The sequence below is a fragment of the Pseudarthrobacter sp. Hb11 genome (genome assembly GCF_059383655.1).
On record NZ_JBWZCM010000005.1, the window covers coordinates 120,166 to 144,296 of the forward strand.

Sequence of the window (24,131 nt, forward strand, 5' to 3'; positions counted from 1 at the left end):
GTTCTTGCTGTTGAGTTGATTGGGGCACGTGCCCTAGGCAAAGGCAGCGGCCTGCTCGTTCTGCTGGCGCTGTTCTTCGAGCAGCCGGTGACGATCGGCACGGCGCTTCTCCTGGCGGTCCGGGTCCGGCACGGGTGAAGCGAGCAGCAACCGCTGGGTGTAGGGGTGTTCGGGGTTCCCTGTGACTACCGCTGCGGGCCCCTGCTCCACGATTTCTCCGCGGTACATCACGGCTACACGGTGGCTGATGTGACGGACCACGTCAAGGTCGTGGGAGACAAACAGGTAGGAGACGTCAGTGTCTTTCTGGATCTGCAGGAAGAGGTCCAGGACGCGGGCCTGGGTGGACAAGTCCAACGCACTGACCGGCTCATCACAGACGATGAGCTTCGGAGACAGCGCCAGGGCGCGGGCGATGGCCACGCGCTGGCGCTGGCCGCCGCTGAACTCCCGCGGCAGGCGGTGAATAGCGTCCGACGGCAGGCCAACCTGGTCCAGGAGCTCCTTCACGCGCTTCTTGGCTGCTGTCGTCTCCATGCCCTGGACGCCCAGGGGTTCGGAGAGGATGTCGCCGATCTCCAGGGCCGGGTTCAGGGATGTGTAGGGATCCTGGAAGACGACCTGCATATCGCGGCTGAGGACGCGGCGCTGCTTTCGGGTGGCGTGGCTGATGTCCTGGCCTTCGAAGGTGATCCTGCCGCCGCTCACCGGCGCGAGGCCCAGTACAGACCGGCCCAGGGTGGTCTTGCCCGATCCGGACTCCCCCACCAGGCCCAGGGTTTCGCCCTGGCCGATGCTGATGTTGATGTCCGTCAGGGCTCGGAACTTCCGTGCACGGAACCCCTTGCCGGCGTACTCCACCACTAGGTTTTCCACCCGAAGGAGTTCTTTGCGTGCCGGCGCTGATCCCTCCGCGCCCAAGGCTGCAGATACAGTCACAATACGTTCTCCTTGGCAGTTGGTGACGCAGTGGAAGACGAAGCAGCTGACACCAGCATGGTCATGGGTTCCTTGCCTTCCAGCATTGAAGCCAGCAGGGTCTGGGTGTAGCTTTCCTTCGGTTCGCGGAGGATCTCCCGTACGGGGCCTTCTTCCACGAGCCGGCCGTTCTGCATGACCACCACGCGGTCGCAGAGGTCGGCCACCACGCCGAAGTTGTGGGTCACCAGGATGACGCCGACGCCGAGGCGGCGCTGGAGGTCGCGGATGAGGTCCAGGACGTCGGCCTGCACGGTGACGTCCAGGGCGGTGGTCGGTTCATCGGCGATGATGAGGTCCGGTTCGCAGCTGATGGCGCCGGCGATGAGCACACGCTGGGCCATGCCGCCGGAGACCTCGTGGGGGTAGGCCTTGAAGGTCCGATCCGGGTTGACGATGCCGACGTCGGAGAGCAGCTTCATCGCCCGCTTGGTGGCTTCGGCCTTGGTGATTCCCAGGATCCGCACCATGGGCGTGACCAGCTGGTAGCCGATCGTGAAGGCTGGGTCCAGGTTGCTCATGGGCTCCTGCGGGATGTAGGAAATCCGCTTGCCACGAAGCTTGGAGAGGCGGTCCTGGCTGACCTTGTCCTCACCGGGAGCCACCGTGTAGTTGCCATCGAACTGGATGGCGCCGCCCACGATGCGTGCCGTATCCGGCAGCAGGCCCAGGATGGAGAAGGCCGTCTGGGATTTGCCCGACCCCGATTCGCCCACGATGCCGAGGATTTCGCCCCGGTCAACGTGGAAGGAAACGTCATCAACCACCTTCTTGATGGATCCGTCGGCCTGGGGGTAGCCGACGCCAAGGTTGGTCACCTTGACCAGGTGGTGTTCGGTTCCGGCCTCGACGGCGGCAATGGTCTTGCGCGCTGCCTTGGCGGCGCTCGCTGCGGCAGCATCTTCAGCCTGATGTGCTTTCTGCCTGCGGTGCTTGATCTTTTCGCCGTCTTCCAGGGCATCCCGGATGGCGTTTCCCAGCAGGACCAAGGCGCCGATGGTCAGCGCCATGGCAAACGCCGGCCAGAACAGCAGCGTCGGTGTGAGGTAAACGTTCTTAAATCCTTCACTGAGCATCACGCCCCAGGTTGCCTTGGCCGGATCGCCCAGCCCCAGGAACTCAAGTCCGGACTGGATGGCGATGGCGACGCCGGCGATTGCGGCCGTCTGGATGATGATGGGCGCTCGGACCACGGAGAAGATGTGGCGGGTGATGATAGTGAGGTCGGACAGACCGGAGACGCGGGCGGCATCTACGTAAAGCTCGTTGCGTACCGACTGCACCGCTGATCGTGTCAGCCGGAAGTAGGAAGGGCTGATCAGCACACCGAACGCGATCATGGCAATCCATACTGACGGACCGAAAGCGGCCCGGATGGTGAGGAGGACGATCAGGCCAGGGAGGCTCATCAGGATGCTGACGACCCAGTTGGAGACTGCTTCGAATTTGCCGGCATAGTAGCCGGCCACCAGACCGGCGGGCAGGCCGATCGCGATGGCGACGGCGGCGCAGAGGAGGGCTGAGGTGAGGGTCAGCTGTGCCCCGAAGAGCAGCCGGCTCCAGACGTCGCGTCCTGAGCTGTCCGTGCCCAGGACGTTGACAGCGTCCGGCGCGGCGAGGGTCTTGGAGATGTTGGCGAAGTTCTCGTCGAACGGGGCCAGGACATCGGCGAAGACGGCCATCACTGCCATTGCCAGCAAAATGACGATGGCGATGATGCCGAGAGGATTCTTGAACAGGCGCTTGAGGACTGTTGACCGGACGACGGTCCCAGTCTGGCCCGACGTGCCGGGGGCGGACGTCAGAGCGGAGGTTTCGACGGACTCTGTCACGAGACACGCACCTTCGGGTTGAGCCAGCCGTTGAGCAGGTCAACAATGAGGTTGACCACAATAACAACGGCGACAGTGTACATAACAACGCCCATAACCACGGGCTGATCGCTCTGCGCGGTCGCGGCTACGGCGAGCGGCCCCATGCCGGGAAGGGCAAAGATCGTCTCGATGATGACCACACCGCCGAGCATGCCTATCAGCTGGAGGCTGAGCACGGTCAGGCCGGCCGGGGCTGCGCTGCGCAGGACGTGCTTGAACAGGACCTCACGTTCACCGATGCCGCGGCTGCGGAGAGTCCGGACGTAGTCGCGTTCGAGCTGTTTGATGACGGCACTGCGGATCTGCTGTGCACCGCCGGTGACGCCATTGATCAGCAATGCGATCACCGGAAGGGCCAGGGACAGCATCCAGGCATCTGCTCCGGCGCCGGGCGAAATGGTGCTGGTGGCCGGGAATAAGCCCATCTGGATGGCCAGGATGGTCACCAGGATGATGCCGATCACGAAGCCGGGGACGGAGTCGCCGATGATGGCACCGATCTGGACCACACGGTCCACCCAGCCGCGCTTCACCGCTGCGGCAACGCCGATGAGAGTGGCTATGATGGCGATCAGAATCATGGCTACAATCACCATGGTCATCGTGACCGGGATGCGGGTGGCGAGGGCGTTGGCCACGGGTTCAGAGGTGAACCAGGATGTGCCCAAGTCCCCCTGCAGGGCTCCCGTGAGCCAGCTGAAGTAGCGCGTCATGATGGGCTGGTCGAGCCCCAGTTCGGCTTCTTTCACGGCCAGCTGCTCCGGTGTGGCCTGGTCGCCCAGGATGTTCCGCGCAATACTGCCGCTCGATACGTAAAGCAGGGAAAAGACGAGGATCGAGACGGCGAACAGGACTACGAGTCCGCTGCCGAGGCGTTTAAGGATGAAAGTGATCATTGCTGGCTCCAGTGAACTGGCATGGATTGGTTGCCCGGTCCGGCAGCCCATCGTTGGTGGTGGGCTGCCGGAATGGCGCAGGTTTTTGTGTGGCTACGTCCCTGGTAATTCCTGGCGGGTTACTTGGCGGGTGAGTAGTTGTAGATCGACGGGACAGCCTGCTGGACCTGGGGCGTCACCGTGATCTTGGAGTTGTGGTAATACATCTGGTTGACCCGGTACAGCGGGGCGAACCATGCCTGCTCCACAACGTACTTGTTGACTTCCTGGGCCGCCTTGCCGGCGTCCTTGCCACCCTTCTCGACGGCATCGATCTTGGCCTGGAGTTCGGGAGTGGTGTTCTTGAACGGGTTGTAGAGGGCCTTCGTGGAGACGATCTGGTTGGTGGCCACCCACGGCTCACCCTGAAACAGCGAGAATAAAATGGCGGTGAACTTCTGCGCCGAAATGTCCGTGGTGTAGGTATTGGTGATCGCGGCGCCGACGTTTAGTGTGATCCCGATATCGGACAACTGCTGTTTGACCACCGCGAGCTGGGTTTCGAAGCCCGGGACAGCCGGGACGTCGAGGACAACGCCGGTTTCGTAGCCTGCTTCCTTGAGGAGCGACTTGGCCTTGGCCGGATCGTAGCTGTAGTAGTTCTCCAGATCCTCAGTCCAGGCCCCGCTGGCCTTGCCGAACGGCTGCGAGGTCGGGGTGCCCTGGCCCATCAGCACCTGGTCCACAATGGTCTTGCGGTCAAAGGCGTGGTTGATAGCCTGGCGGACCTTGACGTTGCCCAGCGCGGGGTTCTTGGTACCGTCGCGGTCCATCAGCAGGAGACCCTGCCAGTCCACCTCGGTGGCTACCAGGTTCATCTTGGCGCCTTCAGCCTGCTTGCCGGTCTTGGGGTCCAGCAGCGTGGCGTCCACCTGGCCCGAAACGAGGGCGTTGGTGCGGGCGGTCAGGTCAATCAGGATCTTGAAAGTGACTTTCTCGAACTTCTGGATGTCCTTGTTCCAGTAATCCTTGCGGGCCGTGAACACAGACTGTGAGTCCTTGACCGTGGCGGCCTTGTCCATAACGTATGGGCCGCTGCCCACAGGCTCGGTCTTGATACCTTCGGTGCCCAGCGCCTTCGGGCTGCCCATCAGGCCGGCTGCCTGGCTGAGGTAGAACTCCAGGGACGGATCCGGGCTTGTGAGGTTCAGTTCGATCGTGTCGGCATCCACAACCGCGACGTCGGAGACGGCGGTGAGCTGGGCCATCTGCGGGCCGTTGGCCTTCTTGAAGTGGTCCAGGTTTGCCTTGGCTGCCTCAGCGTTGAACGGTGCGCCGTCACTGAAGGTCACGTCCGTGCGGAGGTCCACGGTGAGCTTGGTGTTGGTCTCGTTGTACTTCCACTCGGTGGCCAGCATGGGGCTGAGCTTGCCGTCCGGTTCCCGCAGGACCAAAGAGTCGTACGCCGCCTGGTAGGGCTGGAGGTAGTGGCCGACGTGGGCCTGTGCCGGATCCCAGGAGCGCATTTCCTGGATGGCACCCACGGTAAGCGTCGTTGTTTTGGCTGCTGCCGTGCCGCTGGTGGCGCTGCCGCCGCAGGCTGTCAGTGCCAGTGCTGCACTGACGGTAATGGCGACTGCAGCCGCTTTTGGACCTAACTTCATTGTTGGCTCCTGAATCTGTGGAACGTGGGTGGGATGAATCCGGCCGGTGTGGCGTGCACCACACCGACCTTCCAAGATTCAGAATACGCATAATTGCCATCTTTGGCAACCGATTGTCAATGCTGTTGCAAAATTGGCTAAAACGGCCGCGAATGAAACGTTTCTAACGCCTTCAACCGGTTGCCACCAGTGGTTAGGAAACCTGGGCCGCCGCGTCAGGGTAGCTCTGGCGGTAGATTTCCTTGACGATCTTCAGCGATTTCTCTGCCTCCTCCGGGTCGATCCAGAAGGGTCCGGACTCCCCGAGCCGGGCGTAGAAGTCGCTGATGAGCAGCTCGTGCGAGACACCCCAGTAGGCGCGGCCGCCGGACTCCACCACTCGCTCCGGGACAACGTCCACCTGGCCATCCGCATACGTGACGGTCAAATCCCCGCGAAGACTGAGAGTCGCTTTTTCCGTGACGATGTCCAAAGTAACCGGCGCGTTCACGGCGTTGGCCAGTGTGGCATAGAAAGCGCTGCGGACACCGTTTGTGTGTTCCGCCACGAATTCCGCAGTGTCCTCCACCTCAATGGCTTCGCCCAGGAACCGGGTGGCGGCGTTGCCGGACAACGATACGACGTCGCCCACCAGCCACTGCAACAGGTCAACGGTGTGGATGGCCTGGTTCATCATGAGCCCGCCGCCACCGCCCTCCCAAGTACCGCGCCAGGGCCGGCTGCGGTAATAGCCCGCGTCGCGGTGCCACAGCACCGTGGCGGAAGCCCCTACTACCGCGCCCAGCTCACCGGAGGACAGCAGCGCGTGCATGGCCTGCGCGGTGGAGTTGTAGCGGTTCTGGAAACAAACGGCGATCTTCGCGGTACTGGCTTTAGCCGCCTCCACCAGCCGGCGGCCCTCCTCGAGCGTGTGCGCCAACGGCTTTTCCACAATCACATTGACGCCGCGCTCAAGGCAGTCCGCGGCTATCGCAGCATGGGTGTTGTGCGGCGTCGTAACGTGCACAACATCCGGCCCGACAGCCTCAATCAGGCTGACGTGGTCCGGGAATCCCGGAACGCCGTAGGCGGCCACAGCCGCCTCAAGGCGGCCGGGGTCCGTGTCACAAACCCCGGCCAGGCGCGCGCCGTCGAGCTTTGCAATGGCCTCAAAGTGCACGGCCGACACATCACCACAGCCAATAACTGCGGCCTTGAGGCCGGTCATGAAAGCTCGATTCCGTTCTTGGCGGCAAGGATCGCGAAGGCGCGGGCCGCATCGCCGAAGGCAACCGGCCCGGAGAAGCCGCCCAGTTCATGGTGGCTGGCCAGGTGCGGTTCAAGGGAGGCAAATCCTGCGTAACCGTCCGCCTTCAAGGCGGCAATGGTGGCGTCCAGTTCGCCGTCGCCCTGACCGGACGGCACAACCTCACCCGTGGCCATCACCGCGTCCTTGACCTGGAGGTATTCGAGGTAGGGGCGGAGCATGGCGTAGCCGTCGGTGTAGGGGCGGACGCCCACCTGCACGAAGTTGGCGTTGTCCCAGGCGGCCCGCAGGGCCGGAGAGCCAACGGACTCCATGATGTCCAGGACGCGCTGCGGCGTATCGCCGTAGATGCCCTTTTCGTTCTCGTGCAGAAGGACGACGCCGGCACTCTCGGCTTCCGCAGCCAGTGCCCGCATACGCGTGATGACGTCGTCGCGGATTTCGTCCTGCGTCTGTTCTTCGCCACGGAAGAAGGAGAAGATCCGGATGTACTTGGTATCGAGGCCCTTGGCCACGGAGATGATCTGGCGGAGGCGCTCAACCTCGTGCTCCACAGGCAGGCTGATGTCCACCTTGCCGATGGGGCTTGCGACGGCAGAAACCTTAAGGCCCTTGGCGTCCAGGATTTCCCGGAGTTCGGATACCTGTGCCGGCGTCAGTTCGGAGACATTGACCCCCCAGGCGCTGCGTACTTCGATGTAGCTCGCACCCAGGGCCAGCAGGACAGCAGCCTGGACGGCGGGATCCGGATCAACCTCGTCGCCGAATCCTGAGAGCGGCCAGACGGTCTTTGATGTTTCGGTCACGGAAATCTCCTTAGGTGTGCCCGCGACGGGACAGCCTTGGTGCCGCTCCAGCGCACGGGTGACTCAGTTCACAAAAAGTGCTCCCCTAAGTCTAGACACGATTTCGATCAATGACAACCGATTGCCAAATGGTTGCATCCTGTGGCAATCTAGGAATTAAAGGGCTGTGGCAACCGTCACAAATGCCTCCTGTCATCCCGTTCACTGAGGAGCGCCATGGCGATGCAAGCGGCCGGAACAGACCGTCCTGCCACCATCCACGACATCGCCGCCATGTGCGGGGTGGCCGCTTCCACCGTGTCCCGGGCACTCTCCACTCCGGACCGGGTCAACATCCGCACGCGCGCCCGCATCGAAGCAGCGGCAGTTGAGTTGAACTACACGCCGAACAGCCAGGCGAAGGCCTTGAGCTCCGGCCGCACCGGCGCCGTCGGCGTTCTGGTGCCTGACATCACCAACCCCTTCTATTTTGACCTCATCCGGGGCACCCAACTGCAGCTCAAGGCGGCCGGTTACACGCAGCTGCTCGTCGACACGGAAGAGTCCGACGAGGTGGAGGCTTCCACCATGGAGCAGCTGCGCAAGAGCGCTGACGGAATCATCGTCGCAGCGTCCAGGCTCAGCGATGAGTCACTGCTGGCCGCGGCCGCCAAGATCCCCATGGTGACCATCAACCGTGATGTTGCCGGTGTCCCGGCGGTCATCATCGACACGCCGTCCGCTACCAGCCAGGCGCTCGACCACCTGATTTCGCTGGGGCACTCCCGGGTTGCCTACATTGCGGGGCCTTTGACGTCGCAGTCCAGCGAACGGCGTTGGGCTGCTCTGACGGAGGCGGCCCAGGACCGTGGCGTCGAGGTGCGCAGCCTCGGCCCCTTTGCGCCGAAGACACAATCCGGTGCAGCCGCAGCAGACGCCGCCGTGCACAGCGGTGTGACAGCTTGCATTGCCTTTAATGACCTCATTGCCATCGGCATGCTCCAGCGTTTGCGCGAACGCGGGATCCGTGTGCCGGAGGAGATGAGCATCGTGGGGTGCGACGACATCTTTGGAGCAGACTTCTGCAACCCCCCGCTGACCACCATGGCTTCGCCGATCGAGCAGGCCGGCCGGGTGGCTGTTTCCATGTTGTTGGCCCAACTCAACCCGCTCGCCGGCGGCGGCATCCGCAACCGTTCGGTGATGCCCACGCATCTGACGGTCAGGAGTTCCACGGCCGCCGCGCGGAACTCCTGACCGCTTAGCTCCCGTTGTGCGCCTAAAGGTGCACCGCCGGAGTGTCCGACGCCGTACCGCTGAAGGCCGTGCGGTAAATGTCGATCAGCAGCAGGGCTATCGGAACGATCAGGATGGCAACACCGGCGGCCAAGAGGAAAACCAGGGAGTAGCCGGCCGACACCGCAGCCAGTACCGCTCCCCCGACCGCAGCTGTGGCTGAGGCAGCGATGGTGCTGAAGAGCGCGATGCCCAGCGATCCGACAACCTGCTGCGAGGCATTGACCAGCGCGCTGGCCACGCCGGAATCATCCCTGTCCACACCGAGCAGGGCGAGGTTCTGCATCGGAACACGGACAAAGGAAGCCCCAGCGGCGGCTGCCGCTGGGGCTCCTAAAATGACGGGTTCCGCTAAAGCCGGTCCGTCTGGTCCTCACCCTTATGGCCGGACCCGCGCAGGTTCTCCTGGACCTTGCCGAACAGATCCTTGATGGTGGATTCGGCGTTGGTGAGGACATCCACCGGCAGGTAGACCTCATGCGTGAGCGGCAGGTCGTATTCATCCTTCAGGTGGGTGCCGTTCCCCACACCTTCCAGGGACAGGTAGACCATGGCCTCCGTCCGGGCGATTCCAGCGATCTTGCCAAAGACAACGGTGAACTCGTTCGGCTGGAAGCTGATGGTCTGGCCAACATGGCTGCGGCCAAGGTCACCGGCGGTGACGGCCTTTTCCTGCTGGCTGCGGGTGTATTCCATAACTACTCCTCTGGGTCGCCGACATCTACGCCAGCAGTCTAGCGTCGCCCTTTCGGGACGGTACATAGTGCAAGACTGGGTTAGAGCCCAACCACACGACCCACCGGGAGCTGCCATGACCGCCCACCCCCGCCCTTCCACCTCCGCCGGCAGGGTCACGACACTCTTCGGGATCGACGCTCCCGTGGTTCTTGGCCCCTTCGGCGGCGTCTCCTCCGTACAGCTCACCGCAGCAGTAAGCGACGGCGGCGGGCTGGGTTCCTACGGCCTGTACGGGTACGACGGCGGCGCCATCCGCAAGACCGCCGCCAAGCTTCACGCCGCCACAGGGAAGCCCTTCGCCCTGAACCTCTGGGTGCCCAACGGCAGTGAAACACCAGCCCTGCCACAGGAAGAGTTCGACCGCTACGCGACCGCCCTGAAGCCGTACTTCGAGGAACTGGGCATTCCCCTGCCGGACATGCCCGCGCGGTACATGCCCGACTACGGCGAACAGGTGGAAGCGGCGATGGAGGCGCGCCCCGCCGTCGTGAGCTTTGTCTTCGGCGTGCCTGCTCCGGCCGTTGTGGAAGAAGCACACCGCCGCGGGATCAAGGTCGTGGGCACGGCCACCACCGTTGCAGAAGCTGTGGTGCTGGAGGCAGGCGGCGTCGATGCCGTGGTAGCCAGCGGAATGGAGTCCGGCGGCCACCGGGTGTCCTTCCTGAAGCCCGCGGAGGAGTCCCTCGTCGGAACGTTCGCCCTGGTCCCGCAGGTGGCCGATGCCGTTTCCATCCCCGTGATCGCGGCCGGCGGAATCGCAGACCGCCGCGGCTTCGCGGCAGCCATGGCTCTGGGAGCCAAGGCTGTGCAGGTGGGAACGGCGTTCCTGGCCACCAGGGAGTCAGCCGCCGTGCCCGCCTACCGGAACATACTGCGCAGCAACGCAGCAGCACAGACGGTGCTGACCCGGACCCTGAGCGGCCGGCTGGCCCGCGGCATTCCCAACCGCATCATCGCCGAGCTTGAAGAGGGCGGCACCGTAGCCCCCTTCCCGGTACAGAATTGGCTGACGGGCCGGTTCCGGCCGGAGGCAGCCAAAAGGGATAACACCGAACTTATGTCCCTGTGGGCCGGGCAGTCCGCGCCGTTGCTGCGGCACGAAACCGCAGCGGAAGTCCTTGCCGAGTTGCTGGCTGGCACCCACTGACTGTCATACCGCCTGCCGTCTACGTAACGCCGGCCCGGGGCCGCCAAGGGATCACCGATAGAATCTGAACGACTATCAGCTGACCGGCGCCGCACACCCGCGCCGGTCCGGTCACCAGGAAGGGAGAAGCTGTGCGCGCGCACCGTCAGCGGACGCCCTTCCATTTCCTCCGCTCGTCCGCCGTGGCCACAGTCATCCTGACCCTCGCCGCCGGAGCACACCTTGCCGGCGGCGGAGAGCTCCCGGCTCCGGCCATCCTGCTGGCAGTCCTGGCACTGACCGCCCTCGGCAGCACCACCGCCACACGCCTGCGGCTGGGCTTTCCGGCAATGGCCGCCCTGCTGGGCGGTGGTCAACTGGCCCTGCACAAACTGTTTACCGCCTTCGGCCCGGCCGCTGTCGGGGCAGCACCAACTACGGCTGCCCCCCATGAAGCCCACCTTGCCGGCGCCGAAATCCTGGCTCCCGCCGTCGCCCATCTCCACGGAGCGGACGCTGCGTCCGGGCCCCTCATGCTGGCCGCGCACGCCCTGGCCACACTGGGCTGCGCGATCCTGCTCGCCAAGGGTGAAGCGGCCCTGTGGGCACTCGCCGCCTGGCTCCGGCCCCTGGCCGCGCTGCCCCGCGCGGTGGCGCCCGACGCTGTTCCGCCAACTCTGGCCAGCTTCCCCACCTTCGCGGCGCCGCTGCGTCCCTGGCGAAACCTCCGGCAAGACAGCCGTCGCGGCCCGCCTTCCGCCGTCGTACTTCCCTGGTAGAACCGCCGCCGCACCTCCTGCAGGCGGCAGCACATCCGAATTTTCGTGCTCCCGGCCACGCTCCGGCCCAACGGTGAGCACGCCAGAAAGGCAAATCCATGAACACCTCAGCTCTTCGCCGTACCCTCCAAACTGCCGCCGTCACCGGTGGCGCCGCAGCCATGCTGCTCACCGCCGCGGGTGGAGCTTCGGCACATGTCGGGGTGACGCCGGACAAAACCGCCGCCAACTCCCACGCCCTGCTCACCTTCGGCATTCCGCACGGCTGCGATACCTCCAGCACCACGAAGGTTGCCATCACCCTGCCGCAGGAACTGAACGACGCACAGCCCACAGTCAACCCCAACTGGACGGTGGAGAAGGTTACCGAGCAGCTCGCCGAGCCAAAGAAACTCGGTGACGGAACGTCCATTACCAAGCGGACCAGCCAGATCGTCTACACCGCAAAGGCACCTCTGGCCCACGAGCTGCGGGATGCACTGGTGCTCTCCGTAAAACTTCCTGATGCAGCCGGCACCACGCTGTACTTCCCCACCCTCCAGAGCTGCGAGACCGGGCAGACGGACTGGTCGGAGATCGCCAGGGACGGCCAGGACCCGCACTCGCTGGAGGCACCTGCGCCGTCCATCACGATCACCCCGGCTGCCGGCCCCGATGGACATGGCGAGGCCGCGGCAACATCCCACACCGCTGAAAGCCCCGCCACCGAGCAGGCGTCAGCAACGGACAGCGGGGCCGACGTCCGCAGCTGGTCGGGGCTGGCAGCGGGCATCGGCGGCCTGGTGCTTGGCGGCGCAGCCTTCCTGCGCAGCGGTTCGCGCCGCAGCGCAGCCGGGGCATCGGGCAAGTAGGAGAAACGCTACTGATGCCCGGATCATCACGATCCGGGCATCAAAACGCTCGGCTGCGTGCTGGCATCATTGACGCGGCCACGCACTGCCGCCAAGGTGGTGCCATGAGGTCTCAGCGAATTTCACATGGGTTGGTTATGTCGACGGCGGCCGCGGCGGCTGCACTGATGCTCAGCGGGTGCGGCCCCAGCCAGCCGCAAACGCAGGCGACCACGGTGCCTGGCACCAGCTCTGCCAGCCCCGACGCGACGTCCGCCTCGCCGGCGGCGCCAGCGACGCCGGTGGAAACGCCGTCTGCAGCGGCCCCGGCTACACCCAAGAGCGGGGCACCGGCCACGGCGAAAACTGGGGGCCCCGGCCTCTGCAAGGCGGCGGGCCTTTCGGCCGCAACGGATGCGTCAGGCGGCGGAGCAGCGGGGAGCGTCTATATGAAGCTCAACCTCACCAACACGGGCACTGAAGCCTGCGTCCTGCGGGGTTTTGCAGGGGTGTCCCTCGCCGCTGATGCTGCAGGCGCCCCCATCGGCGCACCGGCCACCCGTGACGAAGCCATGGCACCCGTTACCGTCCTGCTGGCCCCCGGCCAGACGGGCACGGCAGTCCTGCGCTACACGCAGGCCGGGAACTACCCCGACTGCACCATGGTGGATGCCGCCGGCTACCGGATCTATCCGCCGGAGGACACAGCATCCCTGTTCCTTCCCCAGCCGACGAAGGCCTGCAGCAACGCCGATATCAAGCTGCTGACTATTGGGGCTTTCCAGCCCGCGTAGAGGCATTCCCGCTGTCCCGCTCTACTTCCCTGCTTTCCCCGGCGAATCGGTGCCCCGATAAGTGCACAGATAACTGCAGGCGGTCCGGCAAGGTGCCGGGCCGCCTGCAGTTGGTTCCGCCCGCTGGGGCGTTTGTTGAGGTATTTAGTGTGCGGTGGTGGTGCGTCCGGCACGGGCGGTGCCGCGGGAAAGGGCAACGCCCAGGCCGATCATGCCAACCCCGAGGACAAAGTGCAGCCAGTTATCCGCGGTGTTAACCGGGACGAAGTTCGCGGCCGTGTCGAGTCCGATCAGCAGGCCGTAAAGCCAGAGGACCAGGTAGATGGCGCCACCAACGAGCAGGTAGTTCCTTGACTGTGCAGCGCTGCGGGCCATGGCGATGCCGGCCGCCCCAAACAGGAGGTGGACGATGTTGTGCAGAATTGACACCTGGAAGATCCCCAGGAGCAGGGCCTTGGATTCATGCCCCGCGAAGCCCATGGTCTCGTAGTTGGAGGTGATGCCCGGGATGAAGCCCAGGACGCCCACCAGAAGGAACACTGCGCCCACGGCAAGGGCAGCTTTTTGGATGTTTGTTCGGCCTCCGGTGCGACCGTCGGAACTCATGCTTGTCATGATTACTCCTGCTGTTGTCGTAAACGTTCACATCTGGCTGCCGGGTCGCGCCTGAACCATAGACTTAAACACCGACATCATAAGTATACTTAGCAACTACGCCAGGCATAGATCAGGATCTATAACAGACCCATCACAAATGGCCCGCAAGGGCATGGACCAAAGGCAGGCTGAGCAGGGATGACGTCGATTTGGTTGGATCGCGCGGAGACTTTCACGTCAGATCCGTTCGAGCCCGGAAGCAGCTATGACACCGTGGTGGCCGGCGCCGGACTCACCGGCCTGGTAACCGCACTCCTGCTGGCCCGCTCGGGGCAAAACGTCCTGGTGCTCGAGGCCCGCCATCCCGGTGCCGTGACCACCGGAAACACCACCGCCAAAGTGACACTGCTGCAGGGCACCTTCCTGTCACAACTGGCCCGCCAGTACTCACAGAAGCAGGTGCAGGCGTACGTGGATGCCAACCGCGAAGGCCAGGCGTGGCTATTGCGGTACCTCGAAGAGCACAGGGTGCCCTTCCAGACCCGGGACGCTTTTACGTACGCGGCGTCCGCGCAGGGGACGGAAAAGCTCCGAGAAGAGGTCAGCGCCGGCACCACCGCAGGACTGGACATGGAATACGTGCGCGACCCCGGGCTGCCGTTTCCCGTCCACGGCGCCGTACGCCTCACGGACCAGGCGCAGATCAACCCCGTGGAGGTGCTGGACACCCTGGTGTCCGACATCCGCGGCCGTGGCGGCTCAATTGTGGGTGGCGTACGGCTGCAGGATGTCACCGGCGCCAGCCCGGCCACTGTCCACACAGACCGGGGCACTGTCACCGCCAACGAAGTGGTACTCGCCACCGGCATTCCGGTGCTGGACCGCGGACTCTACTTCGCCAAGCTGAAGCCCAGCCGTTCCTATGCGGCGGCCCTGCAGCTGCAGGAGGACCAGACTCCTCCCCCTGGTATGTACCTCTCGGTTGAACAGCCCACACATTCGCTGCGCGACTACGAGGTGGACGGCCGCCGGCTGCTCCTGGTGGGCGGGCACGGACACCACGTGGGCCGCGCACGTTCCGAGAAACACCATCTCGGCAGTCTCCTGGACTGGGCCGTGCAGCACTACCCCGGCGCGGTTGCCACCCACACCTGGTCAGCGCAGGACTACATGCCCACCAACCTCATGCCCTTTTTCGGCAAGTTCCCGCGGGGCAAGGGCCACATCCACTTCGGCACGGGCTACAACAAGTGGGGCATGACCAATGCCGTGGCTGCCGCCGTGGGCATTTCGGCTGACATCCTGGGCGGGAACGTGCCGTGGGCCAAGACCATCCACCACCGGGTCACCTCACCCTCCGGCGCCTTCTCCGCCGTCGCGCTCAATGCCGGAGTGGCAGCAAAGCTCGCTACCGGCTGGGGGCAGGTGGCCGCCGAGGGCCTGCGGAAGGACGGGAAAGAACCTGTGCCCGCACAAGCCCCGGTGGTTCCGCCCGAAGGTGAGGGCAGGGTCTACCGCGAGGGATCAAAACCGGTCGCCATCTCGACCGTTGATGGCACCACCTGCAAGTTGTCGGCCGTCTGCACGCACCTGGGCGGAATTCTGCATTGGAATGACAGTGAGCGGTCGTGGGACTGCCCGTTGCACGGCTCCCGTTTCGACGGTGACGGAAAACGTCTTGAAGGTCCGGCCACCAAGGATCTTCCGGCCGCAGGAAAGGCTTGAGCCAAGGCAAGGGGGAGGCCGGCACCAGTGTCGGTGGCCTGGGGCATGATGGAGGCATGAAGCAGGAGCAGCCCACCGCCGGCCGGGACAATGGCGTGCTGGCTCCCATGGCCCAGTTCAGCAGGCCAACACGCGACTGGTTCCTCGGCGCCTTCTCGGAGCCGACACCGGCGCAGAACGGCGCCTGGCAGGCGATCTCCTCGGGGTCGCACGCGCTGGTGGTGGCTCCCACCGGATCGGGCAAGACCCTCGCCGCGTTCCTCTGGGCGCTGGACCGGCTGCTCGCTTCCTCCGCCACGGCTGCCCCCGAGACGCAGGTGCCGGAGGCACCGGCAAAAGGCAAGCGCGCCCGGGCACCCAAACGCAAGACCCGCGTCCTGTACATCTCACCCTTGAAAGCCCTCGGCGTGGACGTGGAGCGGAACCTCCGCTCCCCGCTCATCGGCATCACCCAGACCGCGAAGCGGCTTGGGCTCCCGGCACCGTTGATCACCGTGGGTGTCCGGTCCGGGGACACCACCACGGCGGACCGCCGCGCGCTGCTGACCAACCCGCCGGACATCCTGATCACCACGCCGGAATCGCTCTTCCTGATGCTCACCTCCAAGGCCCGCGAGACCCTCGCCGAGGTGGACACCATCATCATCGATGAGGTCCACGCCGTCGCCGGGACCAAGCGCGGAGCCCATCTCGCCGTCTCCCTGGAGCGGCTCGATGCCCTGTTGCCTCAACCGGCCCAGCGGATCGGGCTGTCGGCCACCGTGGAACCCAGGGAACTGGTGGCGCAGTTCCTGGCGGGCGCCGCGCCGGTGGAAATCGTTGCCCCGCCGGTCAAAAAGAACTGGGACCTCACTGTCTCCGTGCCAGTGGAGGACATGTCGGACCTCCAGGGCGCTGCGGGCGCGTTCGACTCCGGCCCGGCCTCCGGCCTGCAGCCTCAGGCGTCGATCTGGCCGCACGTGGAGGAAAAGATCGTTGACCTGGTGCTGGCCAACCAGTCCACCATCGTTTTTGCCAACTCCCGCCGCTTGTCCGAACGCCTCACGGCACGCCTTAACGAGATCTACGTGGAACGGCAGCTGATGGCGGAAGGCGGGGGCTGGGACGATCCTGTCCCGGCAGGACCCGCGGCGTTCAGCTTAACGGCCGGAGCGCCGGTATCTACAGCAACACCGGCACACATGATGGCCCAGGCGGGAACCTCCGCCGGAGCAGATCCCGTGCTGGCCCGTGCCCACCACGGATCCGTTTCAAAGGACCAGCGCGCCCTGATTGAGGACGACCTCAAATCCGGCCGGCTGCGCTGCGTTGTAGCCACGTCATCACTGGAACTTGGCATCGACATGGGCGCGGTGGACCTGGTGGTGCAGGTGGAATCCCCGCCGTCGGTAGCCAGCGGCCTCCAGCGCGTGGGCCGCGCCGGCCACCAGGTAGGGGAAGTTTCCCAAGGCGTCCTCTTCCCGAAGCACCGGGCGGACCTGGTGCACACAGCCATCACCGTGGAACGGATGCTGGGCGGGAAGATCGAGCGCCTCAGCATCCCGGCCAATCCCCTGGATATCCTTGCGCAGCAGACCGTGGCTGCCACGGCACTGGGCAGCATCGATGTTGAGGAATGGTTTGCCATTGTCCGCCGCTCGGCCCCGTTCGCGTCCCTCCCCCGGTCAGCATTCGAGGCGACCCTGGACCTGCTCGCCGGCCGTTACCCATCCGACGAGTTCGCCGAGCTTCGTCCTCGGATCGTCTGGGACCGCAACGCGGGCACCATCGAAGGCAGGCCCGGCGCCCAGCGCCTGGCAGTCACTTCAGGCGGCACTATTCCGGACCGCGGGCTCTTCGGCGTGTACATCATCGGCACTGAGGTGGAGGGATCGGCTTCGCCTTCCTCCGACGGCAAGCCCGCGCCTGCCCCGAAGGGCGGCCGGCGGGTGGGCGAACTGGACGAGGAAATGGTGTACGAATCCCGCGTGGGCGACGTCTTTGCCCTGGGCGCCACCAGCTGGAAGATCGAGGACATCACCCATGACCGCGTGCTGGTCTCCCCCGCTTTCGGCCAGCCCGGCAAGCTTCCGTTCTGGAAAGGCGACTCGCTCGGCCGGCCCGTGGACCTGGGCCGCGCCCTCGGTGCGTTCGTGCGGGAACTGTCTGCGTCCGACGTCGGGCCCGCCACCGAGCGCTGCCAGGCCAGCGGCCTGGACGCCTTCGCGGCCAACAACCTGATCCAGTACCTCAGTGAACAGAAACAGTCCACCGAGGTTGTGCCCAGTGACACCACCCTGGTGGTGGAGCGTTTCCACGACGAACTGGGCGACTGGCGGGTGATCCTGCACAGCCCCTTCGGCATGCCCGTGCACGCGCCCTGGGCGCTTGCGGTGGGCCAGCGGCTCCACCAGCGGTATGGGATGGACGGCTCAGCCATGGCGGCCGATGACGGCATTGTGCTGCGTGTGCCCATGATGGAGGACGAGCCGCCGGGGGCTGAACTGTTCCTGTTCGACCCCGAGGAACTGGAACAGATCGTCACGGCGGAAGTAGGCGGCAGCGCGCTCTTCGCCTCACGTTTCCGTGAATGCGCGGCCCGTGCCCTGCTGCTGCCCCGGCAGACCCCCGGCAAGCGGCAGCCGCTGTGGCAGCAGCGGCAGCGGTCGGCCCAGCTGCTGGACGTGGCCCGGAAATACCCCACGTTCCCCATCGTGCTGGAAACGGTCCGGGAATGCCTGCAGGACGTTTACGATCTCCCGGCGCTGAAGGACATTGCCGCGTCCGTGGAGCGGCGCGAGTTGCGGATCGTGGAGACCACTACCTCGCAGCCGTCGCCGTTCGCGAAGTCACTCCTGTTCGGATACGTTGCACAGTTCCTTTACGAGGGCGATTCTCCCCTCGCGGAGCGCCGTGCCGCTGCCCTGGCCCTCGATTCCACCCTCCTCAACGAACTGCTGGGCCGCGTCGAGCTGCGCGAACTGCTGGACGCCAGGGTCATCGACGCCACCGAACGGGAGCTCCAGCGCCTGGCACCGGACCGGCGTGCGCGAGGGGTGGAGGGCGTCGCGGACCTGCTCCGGCTCCTTGGCCCGCTTGCGCCGGAGGAAGCGGCAGCAAGACTCCACAGCGAGGAAGCCGCGGCCCCGGAATCACAGGCCGCTGTACCCCCTGCAGAGGTGTCGGCTGTAGAAGCACAGATGGCCACGGAAGAGACTGTTGGGGAACCAACAGACGCCGAGCTCGCGGCGGACGCAGCCGGCCAGGCGCCGGCACGCGAGCTGCCGCCTGCCAGCACTGAGACCGCCACCGGACACCTGCTGGCGCTGCAGCGCGCCAACCGCGCCATCAAGGTCAACATCGGCGGTGTGGAACGTTACGCGGCTGTCGAGGACGCCGCGCGGCTTCGCGATGCCATCGGCGTGCCCCTTCCCATGGGCGTCCCGCTCGCGTTTATCGAGCCCGTGGCGGATCCCCTTGGTGACCTCGTATCCCGCTATGCCCGCACCCACGGGCCGTTCACCGCGGCCGAAGCAGCCGCCCGGCTTGGCCTGGGCGTGGCAGTGGTAAGCACAGCCCTGAAGCGCCTGGCCGCGGATGGGCGGGTGGTGGAAGGCGAGTTCCGGCCCCATGCAAGTGCCACTGATAACGGAAGCACCGCCGACACCACTCTTCAAGCTGGCGTTGAATCGCCGGCACAGGCGCCGTCGGAGGAACCTGCAGCACCTGAAGCACCGCCTCCCGCCACGGTCAGTGAGTGGTGCGATGCCGAGGTCCTCCGCAAGCTGCGGCGCCGCTCCCTGGCAGCGCTGCGGGCAGAGGTGGAACCTGTGGATGCGTCCGCCTACGGCCGCTTCCTGCCCGCTTGGCAGCACGTCCGCACGCCGGGCGCGGGCCGCGGCCAGCCCTCGTTGCGCGGGCTGGACGGCATCGTCACGGCCATCGACCAGCTCTCCGGCGTTCCGGTTCCCGCTTCGGCCTGGGAGCCCCTGATCCTGGCAAGCCGCGTCTCCAATTACCAGCCAGCCATGCTCGACGAACTCATGGCCACCGGCGAGGTTCTTTGGTCCGGAGCAGGAGCCCTGCCCGGAAACGACGGCTGGATCAGCCTGCACCTGGCCGATTCCGCCGAACTGACGCTGAATCCGGCCATTGACTACGAACCGGGCGACGCCCAGTTGCGGCTCCTGGACCACCTTCGCAACAACGGCGGAGGCTACTTTTTTCGGCAACTGACCGAGGTGGCCGGCGGGATGGACTCGGTTCTTAGTGACCAGGAGGTTGTCACCACGTTGTGGGACCTGGCGTGGGCGGGCCGTATCACCGGGGACACCTTTGCCCCCGTCCGGGCACTGATCGCCGGCGGGCACACAGCACACCGCCAGGTTGCCCGCGCGCCCCGGGCAAGGGCTCCGCGCCTCAGCCGGTTGGGCCGCTCCCACGGGACCGGCTTGTTGGGCTCGGCTGGAGGGGGCAGCGGACGCTACGGCACGTCAGCAGGCACGGCCACCCCTCCCATGGCGGCAGGCCGCTGGTCCGCCCTCCCGCAGCCCGAACTGGATCCCACTATCCATGCCCGGGCCACGGCCGAACTCCTGCTTGACCGCTACGGTGTGGTCACGCGCGGCTCGGTGATGGCAGAACAGATCCTGGGCGGATTCGGCCTGATGTACAAGGTCCTGGCCAGGCTCGAGGAAGCCGGCCGCTGCCGCCGCGGCTACTTCATCGAACACCTGGGAGCAGCCCAGTTCGCCGTCCCCGCCACCGTTGACCGGCTGCGTTCATACTCAGAAGACACGCAGCTCGCCAAGCCCGAACCTGTGGCCCTCGCCCTGGCCGCCACCGATCCTGCCAACCCCTACGGCGCCGCCCTCCCCTGGCCCGCCCTCCATGACGACGCCGGAACCGGTCACCGCCCCGGGCGGAAGGCGGGAGCACTGGTGGTGCTGGTGGACGGGGCACTGGTCCTCTACGTGGAGCGCGGCGGAAAAACCCTGCTGGCCTTCAGCGACGACGACGCCATCCTCGCCGCCGCAGGTACGGCATTGGTGGGTGTGGTGACCAGCGGCGCCGTGGACAAACTGATCATGGAGAAGGTCAACGGGCACGGAATCCTGGACACGCCTATTGCCGCAGCCCTCAGCTCTGCTGGCGCCTACTCCACGCCGAAGGGACTGAGGATCCGTGCCTGAGGGGGACTCGGTCTGGCGGGCCGCCAACCAACTGCACCAGGCCCTGGCGGGGCAGAAGCTCGTTGCATCCGATTTCCGCGTGCCCCGCTTCGCCACGCTGAACCTGGCCGGCTGGACGGTGGCGGAAGTCCTGGCCCGCGGCAAACACCTGCTCATGCGGGTGGAGGGTCCGGAGGACAAAAAACTCACCATCCATTCGCACCTGAAAATGGAGGGCACCTGGCAGATTTATCCGCCGGGCGGCAGGTGGCGGAAACCGGGCTACACGGCCCGGTGCGTGCTGCGCACACCTGTGGCGGACGCCGTCGGGTTCTCGCTGGGAATCGTTGAAGTGGTGGCCACGGCCAATGAGGACTCCATTGTGGGGTTCCTTGGCCCGGATCTCCTGGGCCCGGACTGGGACCTGGATGAAGCGGAGCGGCGGGTGCGCGCTGCTCCGGACGTCCCCATTGGGGTCGCCCTCCTGGACCAGCGCAACCTCGCCGGGATCGGCAACATCTACCGCTGCGAGGCGTGCTTCCTGTCTGGAGTGCACCCGGCGTCCCCGGTATCCGCCGTCGAGGATGTGCGGACCATGATGACCGACGCCAAGCAGCTGCTGGAAGTGAACCTCGGCCCCGGCCGCCGCGTGACCATCCTCAACGCCAAAGGCCTGCCGGTAGGGAGAATGGCCGGACGGCCCGGCTACTGGGTGTACCGCAGGGAGCACCAGCCCTGCCTCAAGTGCGGGACACCCATTCGGCGCGGCCTGCTGGGGAAGTTGAACGGCGAGGAAGAACGGGATATCTACTTCTGTCCGCAGTGCCAGCCGCTCCTGCCTTAAGGGCCCCGCCGTGGAAAGCCTGCGCTAGCCGTTACTGGCCAGTGGTTCCGGTGCGGCGGCAGTGCCATTGTGCTCCTGGCGGTCAGGTTCCGCCGGAAGCGCAGCCGGCACCATAAACACCGGGAGCAGCAGCTGGACAAGGGGCCCAATAGCGAGGGCGTACACAACGGTACCTACTCCCACCGAACCGCCCAGGACCCAGCCGACAGCCAGGACCACCACTTCAATGAGGGTGCGCGACAACCGGACGGACCAGCCGGTGCGCCTTGCCAGCCCTGTCATCAGTCCGTCACGGGCGCCGGGACCAAACCGGGCACCGATATAGCAGGCGGAGGCAATGCCGTTCAGCAGCACGGCGCCGGCCAGCATGCCGATCTGGCCACCCAGGTGGGAAAGAGCGGGGATCAAGGCAAGGCCTATGTCCGCGAAGACGCCCACCAGCACGGCGTTGCACAGAGTGCCGAAACCGGGCCGCTGCCGCAGCGGGATCCAGAGAAGCAGCACCAGGAAGCTCACGATAATGACCACCAGGCCGATGCTGAGCCCGGTCCTGCCGGCCACGCCCTGGTGAAAGACATCCCACGGGTCAAGGCCCAGTCCGGCCCGGATAAACAGGGCGAGGGAAATGCCGTACATGGCGAGGCCGAGGAAGAGCTGGAGGAGTCTGCGGGTCAGCATGGGAACAACTCTCGCAGAAAACTGGCCTTGAAATACATAGCCAGTTTGAAATACTGGCCTTATGACTTCCATGGGCGCGCCGGCCCTTGCCCGCCTCCTCGGCACGTGGAACGTCGGTGCTTCGCCCGCCTACCGCGAGCTGGCCGACGTCGTACGGCTCCTGGTGCTGGACGGCCGGGTGGCCCTGGATGCCGCCCTGCCCAGCGAGCGTGCCCTGTCGGAATCGCTTGGCGTCAGCCGGACCACTGTCACGGCCGCCTACGGCCTACTGCGCGAGCAAGGGTTCCTCACCAGCGGCCAAGGCAGCAGGAGCCGGACCCGGATTCCGCGCACGACGCCAGCCGGCACCGCCGCATTCACTGGCCCAACGCCTGGTCCCGCGCTTGCAGGGCCGGGACAGACGGCCCCCGGACTGGCTGCGCCGGCGGGACTGATCGACCTCGCGTACGCGTCACTTCCCGCCAGCGGCGAGGTGGTGCACCGCGCGTTCGCGGCTGCACTTACGGAACTTCCGGCCCTGCTTCCGGGATTCGGCTATGACGCGGTGGGACTGCTCCCCCTGCGGGAGGCAGTGGCGGCACGGTACACGGCAGCCGGGGCACCCACTACTGCGGACCAGATCCTGGTGACGTCCGGAGCACAGCACGCCCTGAACATCGTCCTCCGCGCCCTGGTGGGCCGGCAGGATCGGGTCCTCGTGGAGCACCCGAGCTACCCGAACGCGCTCGATGCCATCCGCGCAGCGGGCTGCCGGGCCGTCCCTGTCGCGTTCACGGGCAACCACGGAACCGGTACGGACGGTGCCCGCGGCCGGTCCGCCCCTTCGGCCTGGGATCTGCAGGCACTGCAGGCCGCCCTGATGCAGCAGCGGCCCAAGCTCGCGTACGTGGTGCCGGACTTCCACAATCCCACCGGCCACATGATGCCCGATTTCCAACGGCGCCATCTGGTCAGGGCGGCAACTGCGGCCGGAACAACACTGGTGGTGGATGAGACCTTGCGGGAACTGAACCTCGACGGTGTCGAGACGACTCCGGCGGCGGCCTTCAGTCCTGCAGTGGTGACCATCGGCTCACTCAGCAAGTCCCACTGGGGCGGTCTCCGCACGGGGTGGATCCGGGCGTCGGAAGATCTCATCCAGCGGTTCGCGGCGGCGCGGACGTCCCTGGATCTGGGTGGACCAGTCATGGAGCAACTGGCCGCGGCGCACCTGGTCCGCGCGCTGGATGAGCCGCTGCCGGCCCGCCTCACGGCGCTCCGTGACAGTCGGGCTGCCCTGCTGGATTTGCTGGCAGGACACCTGCCGGAGTGGGAGGTGGCTTACCCCTCCGGCGGCCTGTCCGCCTGGTGCAGGCTGTCCGCCCCGATCAGCACTGCGCTGACGGTCATCGCCCCCGAGTTCGGGATCCGGTTGGCTGCAGGGCCGCGCTTCGGGGTTGGCGGTGCTTTCGAGCGCTACCTGCGCGTGCCTTTTACGCTGCCGCCGGAGACGTTGGAGGTTGCGGTGCTGGCCCTGCGATCGGCTCAAGACCGGCTAAATGCTGCACCCCAGCTCCGGCGGACCCTCAAGGACGCCCCCGCCGTTGCTATTGCGTGACGGGTGACGGCCGGGCCGATCTGCCCAAGCGCTGCTTTGCCGTGCTGGTGCCGGCCCTAACAGGAACATGTGCGGTGGCTTTGGCCAGCCCAAACAGGGGCATTCCGTTGTAAATGACCTCGATTCCGGACGCGGGCACCTGATAGGTCTCATGCCAGACACCGACGTCGCCACTCCCGGCCGTTTCCTTCATAAAGCGCCGCCAGGGCTCCAGATGCGGGGATTCCCGGTCCGCGGCGAACTTCCGCAGGTGTTCCGGACTCTCCCAGTAGCTGAGCAGCATGGTGGTCCGCCCGAACCACTGCTCATATCCCAGCATCCCCGACGACGGGTCCCCCGCCAGATGCTGCAGCATCCGGGGCATGGCAGCAGCGACCTTGCCCACCGTACCTGCCTTCCACCAGCGGTTTGCGCGCATGCCGATAAGGAAGACGGTGACTGAGTCACGGCCCGGGTCTGCGGTGTACCGGCCGGAAAAAACGTTCTGCGCCACGGGATGCTCCTTGGTCCTGGTTCCGGTCATACTGTTACGTAACAGCGTTACAAAACAAGGTT

At 65.8% G+C, this 24,131-nt stretch carries 21 protein-coding genes; 9 read left to right on the forward strand and 12 right to left on the reverse strand.

The genetic code is table 11. From position 1 onward, the window contains the following. Positions 1-33: 33 nt before the first annotated feature. The 6 genes from AC50X7_RS10190 to AC50X7_RS10215 form a co-directional block, all read right to left on the reverse strand. Entirely contained in the window at positions 34-939 is a 906-nt protein-coding gene (locus AC50X7_RS10190; protein WP_494978892.1) for an ATP-binding cassette domain-containing protein, read from the reverse strand. Continuing rightward, positions 936-2,810, reverse strand: coding sequence for a dipeptide/oligopeptide/nickel ABC transporter permease/ATP-binding protein (locus AC50X7_RS10195; RefSeq protein WP_494978893.1), 1,875 nt, complete (start codon positions 2,808-2,810; stop codon positions 936-938). Before AC50X7_RS10195 ends, AC50X7_RS10190 begins: the two co-directional genes overlap by 4 nt. Further along, on the reverse strand, positions 2,807-3,748 hold the full coding sequence (locus AC50X7_RS10200; protein WP_494978894.1) for an ABC transporter permease: 942 nt from the start codon (positions 3,746-3,748) through the stop codon (positions 2,807-2,809). Before AC50X7_RS10200 ends, AC50X7_RS10195 begins: the two co-directional genes overlap by 4 nt. 119 nt (positions 3,749-3,867) lie before the next feature. Next, complete coding sequence (locus tag AC50X7_RS10205) at positions 3,868-5,391, reverse strand: ABC transporter substrate-binding protein (protein WP_494978895.1); 1,524 nt, start codon at positions 5,389-5,391, stop codon at positions 3,868-3,870. A gap of 193 nt (positions 5,392-5,584) precedes the next feature. Then, positions 5,585-6,598 (reverse strand): Gfo/Idh/MocA family protein, encoded by a 1,014-nt coding sequence (locus AC50X7_RS10210; RefSeq protein WP_494978896.1) that lies wholly within the window; start codon positions 6,596-6,598, stop codon positions 5,585-5,587. Then, positions 6,595-7,443, reverse strand: coding sequence for a sugar phosphate isomerase/epimerase family protein (locus AC50X7_RS10215; protein ID WP_494978897.1), 849 nt, complete (start codon positions 7,441-7,443; stop codon positions 6,595-6,597). Before AC50X7_RS10215 ends, AC50X7_RS10210 begins: the two co-directional genes overlap by 4 nt. A gap of 222 nt (positions 7,444-7,665) precedes the next feature. Here AC50X7_RS10215 and AC50X7_RS10220 point away from each other — a divergent pair, with 222 nt between their 5' ends. After that, entirely contained in the window at positions 7,666-8,679 is a 1,014-nt protein-coding gene (locus AC50X7_RS10220; RefSeq protein WP_494978967.1) for a LacI family DNA-binding transcriptional regulator, read from the forward strand. 22 nt (positions 8,680-8,701) lie between these two features. On the opposite strand, the gene AC50X7_RS10225 is transcribed toward AC50X7_RS10220, so the two are convergent. After that, positions 8,702-9,004, reverse strand: a complete 303-nt coding sequence (locus tag AC50X7_RS10225) for a hypothetical protein (RefSeq protein ID WP_494978898.1) — start codon at positions 9,002-9,004, stop codon at positions 8,702-8,704. 65 nt (positions 9,005-9,069) lie between these two features. Continuing rightward, positions 9,070-9,414: a hypothetical protein gene (locus AC50X7_RS10230; RefSeq protein WP_494978899.1), complete on the reverse strand. Its 345-nt coding sequence runs from the start codon at positions 9,412-9,414 to the stop codon at positions 9,070-9,072. A 115-nt stretch (positions 9,415-9,529) separates the two neighbouring features. On the opposite strand from AC50X7_RS10230, the gene AC50X7_RS10235 reads away from it, so the two are divergent. The 3 genes from AC50X7_RS10235 (at position 9,530) to AC50X7_RS10245 (ending at position 12,212) form a co-directional block, all read left to right on the forward strand. Continuing rightward, positions 9,530-10,603 (forward strand): NAD(P)H-dependent flavin oxidoreductase, encoded by a 1,074-nt coding sequence (locus AC50X7_RS10235; RefSeq protein ID WP_494978900.1) that lies wholly within the window; start codon positions 9,530-9,532, stop codon positions 10,601-10,603. 131 nt (positions 10,604-10,734) lie between these two features. Then, a complete protein-coding gene (locus AC50X7_RS10240) occupies positions 10,735-11,361 on the forward strand; it encodes a hypothetical protein (RefSeq protein WP_494978901.1) in 627 nt (208 codons plus the stop codon). Positions 11,362-11,459: 98 nt separating this feature from the next. Further along, positions 11,460-12,212 carry a YcnI family copper-binding membrane protein gene (locus AC50X7_RS10245; protein WP_494978902.1) on the forward strand — a complete coding sequence of 251 codons (753 nt, stop codon included), beginning with the start codon at positions 11,460-11,462 and terminating at the stop codon, positions 12,210-12,212. A gap of 112 nt (positions 12,213-12,324) precedes the next feature. On the opposite strand, the gene AC50X7_RS10250 is transcribed toward AC50X7_RS10245, so the two are convergent. Beyond that, positions 12,325-12,549 carry a hypothetical protein gene (locus AC50X7_RS10250; protein ID WP_494978975.1) on the reverse strand — a complete coding sequence of 75 codons (225 nt, stop codon included), beginning with the start codon at positions 12,547-12,549 and terminating at the stop codon, positions 12,325-12,327. Here AC50X7_RS10250 and AC50X7_RS10255 point away from each other — a divergent pair. Then, complete coding sequence (locus AC50X7_RS10255) at positions 12,494-12,985, forward strand: DUF4232 domain-containing protein (RefSeq protein ID WP_494978968.1); 492 nt, start codon at positions 12,494-12,496, stop codon at positions 12,983-12,985. The two genes, AC50X7_RS10250 and AC50X7_RS10255, sit on opposite strands and share 56 nt — an antisense overlap. A 144-nt stretch (positions 12,986-13,129) precedes the next feature. On the opposite strand, the gene AC50X7_RS10260 is transcribed toward AC50X7_RS10255, so the two are convergent. Further along, a complete protein-coding gene (locus AC50X7_RS10260; RefSeq protein ID WP_104043382.1) occupies positions 13,130-13,591 on the reverse strand; it encodes a DUF4383 domain-containing protein in 462 nt (153 codons plus the stop codon). Between the two features lie 189 nt (positions 13,592-13,780). On the opposite strand from AC50X7_RS10260, the gene AC50X7_RS10265 reads away from it, so the two are divergent. The 3 genes from AC50X7_RS10265 to AC50X7_RS10275 are packed head-to-tail and all read left to right on the forward strand — an operon-like array spanning position 13,781 to position 21,301. After that, a complete protein-coding gene (locus AC50X7_RS10265) occupies positions 13,781-15,307 on the forward strand; it encodes an FAD-dependent oxidoreductase (RefSeq protein ID WP_494978903.1) in 1,527 nt (508 codons plus the stop codon). A 56-nt stretch (positions 15,308-15,363) separates the two neighbouring features. Continuing rightward, a complete protein-coding gene (locus tag AC50X7_RS10270) occupies positions 15,364-20,478 on the forward strand; it encodes an Lhr family helicase (RefSeq protein ID WP_494978904.1) in 5,115 nt (1,704 codons plus the stop codon). Then, positions 20,471-21,301: an Fpg/Nei family DNA glycosylase gene (locus AC50X7_RS10275; RefSeq protein ID WP_494978905.1), complete on the forward strand. Its 831-nt coding sequence runs from the start codon at positions 20,471-20,473 to the stop codon at positions 21,299-21,301. Before AC50X7_RS10270 ends, AC50X7_RS10275 begins: the two co-directional genes overlap by 8 nt. A 24-nt stretch (positions 21,302-21,325) precedes the next feature. Here the strand turns inward: AC50X7_RS10275 and yczE are convergent, their stop codons facing one another. Next, positions 21,326-21,979 (reverse strand): membrane protein YczE, encoded by a 654-nt coding sequence (gene yczE, locus AC50X7_RS10280; protein ID WP_494978906.1) that lies wholly within the window; start codon positions 21,977-21,979, stop codon positions 21,326-21,328. Between the two features lie 61 nt (positions 21,980-22,040). Here yczE and yczR point away from each other — a divergent pair, with 61 nt between their 5' ends. After that, positions 22,041-23,576, forward strand: coding sequence for a MocR-like transcription factor YczR (gene yczR / locus AC50X7_RS10285; protein WP_494978907.1), 1,536 nt, complete (start codon positions 22,041-22,043; stop codon positions 23,574-23,576). Here yczR and AC50X7_RS10290 read toward each other — a convergent pair. Continuing rightward, a complete protein-coding gene (locus AC50X7_RS10290; RefSeq protein WP_494978908.1) occupies positions 23,566-24,069 on the reverse strand; it encodes a DUF4188 domain-containing protein in 504 nt (167 codons plus the stop codon). The two genes, yczR and AC50X7_RS10290, sit on opposite strands and share 11 nt — an antisense overlap. Positions 24,070-24,131: the final 62 nt, after the last annotated feature.

What these genes read in the sequence shown, in the direction of transcription:
- AC50X7_RS10245 (WP_494978902.1), top strand. Translation starts at nt 11,460, where the DNA reads ATGAACACCTCAGCTCTTCGCCGTACCCTCCAAACTGCCGCCGTCACC.
- AC50X7_RS10260 (WP_104043382.1), bottom strand. Translation starts at nt 13,591, where the DNA reads ATGAGTTCCGACGGTCGCACCGGAGGCCGAACAAACATCCAAAAAGCT.
- AC50X7_RS10205 (WP_494978895.1), bottom strand. Translation starts at nt 5,391, where the DNA reads ATGAAGTTAGGTCCAAAAGCGGCTGCAGTCGCCATTACCGTCAGTGCA.
- yczE (WP_494978906.1), bottom strand. Translation starts at nt 21,979, where the DNA reads ATGCTGACCCGCAGACTCCTCCAGCTCTTCCTCGGCCTCGCCATGTAC.
- AC50X7_RS10200 (WP_494978894.1), bottom strand. Translation starts at nt 3,748, where the DNA reads ATGATCACTTTCATCCTTAAACGCCTCGGCAGCGGACTCGTAGTCCTG.
- AC50X7_RS10270 (WP_494978904.1), top strand. Translation starts at nt 15,364, where the DNA reads ATGAAGCAGGAGCAGCCCACCGCCGGCCGGGACAATGGCGTGCTGGCT.
- yczR (WP_494978907.1), top strand. Translation starts at nt 22,041, where the DNA reads ATGACTTCCATGGGCGCGCCGGCCCTTGCCCGCCTCCTCGGCACGTGG.
- AC50X7_RS10230 (WP_494978899.1), bottom strand. Translation starts at nt 9,414, where the DNA reads ATGGAATACACCCGCAGCCAGCAGGAAAAGGCCGTCACCGCCGGTGAC.
- AC50X7_RS10210 (WP_494978896.1), bottom strand. Translation starts at nt 6,598, where the DNA reads ATGACCGGCCTCAAGGCCGCAGTTATTGGCTGTGGTGATGTGTCGGCC.
- AC50X7_RS10225 (WP_494978898.1), bottom strand. Translation starts at nt 9,004, where the DNA reads ATGCAGAACCTCGCCCTGCTCGGTGTGGACAGGGATGATTCCGGCGTG.
- AC50X7_RS10265 (WP_494978903.1), top strand. Translation starts at nt 13,781, where the DNA reads ATGACGTCGATTTGGTTGGATCGCGCGGAGACTTTCACGTCAGATCCG.
- AC50X7_RS10235 (WP_494978900.1), top strand. Translation starts at nt 9,530, where the DNA reads ATGACCGCCCACCCCCGCCCTTCCACCTCCGCCGGCAGGGTCACGACA.
- AC50X7_RS10220 (WP_494978967.1), top strand. Translation starts at nt 7,666, where the DNA reads ATGCAAGCGGCCGGAACAGACCGTCCTGCCACCATCCACGACATCGCC.